This is a genomic window from Dietzia aerolata (genome assembly GCF_014144865.1).
In the GTDB taxonomy this organism is placed as follows: domain Bacteria; phylum Actinomycetota; class Actinomycetes; order Mycobacteriales; family Mycobacteriaceae; genus Dietzia; species Dietzia aerolata.
Genome location: NZ_JAALDM010000307.1, coordinates 1 through 3,445 on the forward strand (window position 1 = coordinate 1; position 3,445 = coordinate 3,445).

4 protein-coding genes and 1 pseudogene are annotated in these 3,445 nt (G+C 69.6%); 2 read left to right on the forward strand and 3 right to left on the reverse strand.

The window, feature by feature from the left end; translation table 11 throughout:
• Window positions 1-169 (reverse strand): annotated as a pseudogene (locus tag G6016_RS17390) (enoyl-CoA hydratase/isomerase family protein); the annotation flags it as partial.
• Between the two features lie 11 nt (window positions 170-180).
• Window positions 181-1,653, reverse strand: a complete 1,473-nt coding sequence (locus tag G6016_RS15490; protein ID WP_182633502.1) for an aldehyde dehydrogenase — start codon at window positions 1,651-1,653, stop codon at window positions 181-183.
• Window positions 1,654-1,799: 146 nt separating this feature from the next.
• On the opposite strand from G6016_RS15490, the gene G6016_RS15495 reads away from it, so the two are divergent.
• Window positions 1,800-2,102 carry a hypothetical protein gene (locus G6016_RS15495; protein WP_338403640.1) on the forward strand — a complete coding sequence of 101 codons (303 nt, stop codon included), beginning with the start codon at window positions 1,800-1,802 and terminating at the stop codon, window positions 2,100-2,102.
• Between the two features lie 22 nt (window positions 2,103-2,124).
• On the opposite strand, the gene G6016_RS17015 is transcribed toward G6016_RS15495, so the two are convergent.
• Window positions 2,125-2,811: a TetR/AcrR family transcriptional regulator gene (locus G6016_RS17015; RefSeq protein ID WP_206682325.1), complete on the reverse strand. Its 687-nt coding sequence runs from the start codon at window positions 2,809-2,811 to the stop codon at window positions 2,125-2,127.
• 103 nt (window positions 2,812-2,914) lie between these two features.
• On the opposite strand from G6016_RS17015, the gene G6016_RS15510 reads away from it, so the two are divergent.
• Window positions 2,915-3,445, forward strand: a 531-nt coding sequence (locus G6016_RS15510; RefSeq protein WP_206682326.1) for an SRPBCC family protein, incomplete at its 3' end; no start/stop codon positions are given.

Below are 3,445 nucleotides of genomic sequence, written 5' to 3' on the forward strand. Positions count from 1 at the left end.
CGACGCCCGGGTCCTCATCTGCCGCATACAGCGCCGCCGCCAACTCCCTGTAGAGGGCGCCGTTGAAGGCGTTGAGCGCATCGGGGCGGTTCATGGTGAGCGTGCGGACGCGGTCGGCGTCGTGCACCTCGAGAATCCCGGCGGCTCGGGCCGCGGCGTCGTCCGTCATGGTCCGGCTCGTCACCCCTCGGCGCCCGCGGCGGACTCACCGAGGTAAACGGCCTTGAGCTCGGTGTACTGCGACAGCCCCTCTGGACCGAACTCGCGGCCCACACCCGAGGCCTTGAAGCCGCCGAACGGGGCGGCGAAATCCATCGTGTACGTGTTGACGCCGTAGGTGCCGGTGCGCACCCGCCGCGCCACGTCCAGTCCGGCGTCGCGATCGGCGGTCCACACGGTGCCGGCCAGGCCGTAGTCGGAATCGTTGGCAATCCGCACGGCATCGTCCACGTCGTCGTAGGCGATGACCGAAAGGACCGGGCCGAAGATCTCCTCGCGTGCGATGCGCATCGAGTTGTCTACGCCGGCGAACACCGTCGGGCGGACATACCAACCGGTGTCCAGTCCGTCGGGCCGGTCGGTGCCGCCGGTGAGCAGGCGGGCGCCCTCCTGCTGGCCGATCTCGATGTAGGAGCTGACCCGCTCCTGCTGGCGCTTGGCGACCATCGGGCCGATCTCGGTGGCCGGGTCGAGCGGATCGCCCACAACCATCGAGCCGATGCCTTCGGCGAGTGCCTCGGCCACCTCGTCGTGCCGATCGCGGCTGACGAGGATGCGGGTCTGGGCTACGCACGCCTGGCCGGAGTTCATCACGCCGAGGAACTTCATCCCCTCGACGACGCTGGTCAGGTCGGCGTCGTCGAGCACGATCGCCGCGGATTTGCCGCCGAGCTCGAGCGAGCACCGTTTGAGCTGCTCGCCGCAGATTGCCCCGATCTTTCGACCGGCCGCGGTGGATCCCGTGAATGCCACCTTGTCGATCCCGGGGTGGCGCACCAGGTGCTCCCCCACCTCGCGGCCGCCGGCGACGATGCTCACCACTCCCTCGGGGACTCCGGCCTCGATGAGCAGGTCCGCGAGCAGATAGGTGTCCAGCGGCGTCTCGGGTGCGGGCTTGACGACGACCGTGCAACCGGTGAGCAGTGCCGGGATGACCTTGGACAGGACGGTGAACTGTGGGACGTTCCACGGCGGGATGGCCGCCACCACACCCACTGGCTCGTGGCGCACCATGACCTCACCGCCGAGCACGCCCGGGCGCACGTCCTCCCACGGGAACTCGCGGGCGATCCCCAGGAACGCCTCGATCTGCATCCACGGTGCGGGAGCCTGGGCGAGGGTGCTGAACGAGATCGGCGAGCCCATCTCCGTGGATATGACGGTGGCCATCTCGTCCAGCTTGGCCGCGTACAGCCCGGACAGCTTCTGCACCACCTCGATGCGCTCGTCGGGGCTCATCCGAGGCCACGGTCCGTGGTCGAAGGCCTCGCGGGCGGCCGCGACGGCCGCGTCGATGTCCGCGGTCGACCCCTCGGGGACGCGGGCCACGACCTCTTCGGAGTGGGGGCTGATCACCTCGATGACCGAATCGGTGGCAGGTGCCTGCCACGTCGTACCGATGAGCAGGGCGTCGCGGTCCAGTGAAGTTGTCACGGAGGATCTCCAATCGTCAGGATCAGCGGGCCGGCCGCGATGGGTCGGCGACCAGACACCTGTCCACCCTATGTCGTGGATCACCTCATTGGGCGTGCCTTCCTGGTGCACGCGACCTCCCGGACCGCGCGCGTAGGCTCCACGAGGTGAACGAGACGGACGACGAGGTCACCCTCTGCTGCCTGCTCTGGGCACACGAGGGCATGGGACACGAACTGTCCGCGTACGAGGACGACGTACTGGCTCTGCTGCCGCAGCACAGCGGCCGGGTGGTCCAACGCGCGTACGGCACCGGCGACGACGGGGCACCGGATGAAATCCAACTGATCCACTTCGACTCCGCGGCCGGACTCGACTCCTTTCTCGCCGACCCGCACCGGGTGTCCCTGAGCGCGCGGCGCGACCGCGCGGTCAGGCGGACGAAGACATTTCCGATCCGATTGCGCTAGTCGTCAGGACCACGGGCAACTGTCAGCCGTGTGCCGCGAGCTCGCGCACGGCCACCTTCCAGGCCCGGACCACGGCCGCCGAGCCGACCCTGGGCTCCAGGGTCCCGGCGAGATGTGCCCCCGTGAGCAGGTCGATCGTGAACTGCACGAGCATCGGCGCACGAGGATGGTCGTCGCCCGCCAGGCGCGTGACATTGCGGTGGACCGTGCCGAAGATGCGTTCCTGCAGCGGGATCAGCGCCTGCCGCAGGTCAGGATCCGTCCGTGACGCGACCCAGAGCTCGAGCGCCGCGGTGAACGGAGGACCCTGCAGCTCCTCCCAGACGAGGTCCACGATGTCGTCCCAGCTCGCGGCGGAATGGGCGCGATCGCGGGCGGCGTTGTCGGCGTCGTTTACATCGTTGCCAGCAGCGTTGTCGTCGTTACCGTCGTTGCCGGCGGCGTTGTCGTCGTCCCCTCCGTCCGTCTCCACCGAGGTCAACACCCTCAGACGCCGCTCGATGATGTCCTCCACCACGCCGGCCATGAGGGCGCCGCGCGTGGGGAAATGGTGCAGCAACGTCCCCCGGGCGACCCCGGCGCGGTTCTGCACTTCCCCCACGGTCGTCGCACCGTATCCGCGTTCGATCAAGCTCCCGTAGGCGGCCTCGAGGATCTTCGCCCGGGTCGCGACGGACCGTTCCTGCTTCGGGCGGCGAGGAGAGGGCATGGCCGTGACCCTACTCGCGCGCTCCTGAGGGAACGACTTGCTCACCGCACCGCTCGGTCGGCATGATCCAGGAAACAGTCCGATCAGACGGAAAGTTGGAACCATGCCCACGCCCTCGCGCTTGCGCGGACTAGTCGACACAGGTCGCACGCTCGCACCCGTGCTGGCCCGGACCGCCACTGCCACCCTGGAGGACCTCGCCTCGCGCGTCATCCCGGGCATCGGCGGCACAACCGCCGCCACCGACGAGACGGTTCCCGCCCCCGACGGGATCGCCGGTTACGCCCGGCACGTCGACGCCGCGCGGACCATCGACGCGCCGACCGCTGCGGTCCTCGACATGGTGACCGACACCGAGCGCACCCACGAGTGGCTGACCTTCCACCTGTCCTGGCGCGGCGAGCGGGCCGAGCGACTCACCACCGGCGGCGAGTTCGTCCAGCAGATGAAGCTGATGGACATCCCCGTCCAGGTGCGGTGGAGCGTCGAGAACGCGGACGAGGGCGGGTTCGAACTCCGCGGCGAGGGCCCGATGGGCATCACCGTCGGGCTGTGGTGCACCGTCGTCCCGTCCGCCGGGGGCAGCGCCGTCCGCCTCGACGGCGCCCTCGACGGCCCGCCGGTGCGCGGCCCG

Excerpts from the sequence above, each read along its gene's own strand:
- G6016_RS17015 (WP_206682325.1), bottom strand. The coding sequence starts at position 2,811 with ATGCCCTCTCCTCGCCGCCCGAAGCAGGAACGGTCCGTCGCGACCCGG.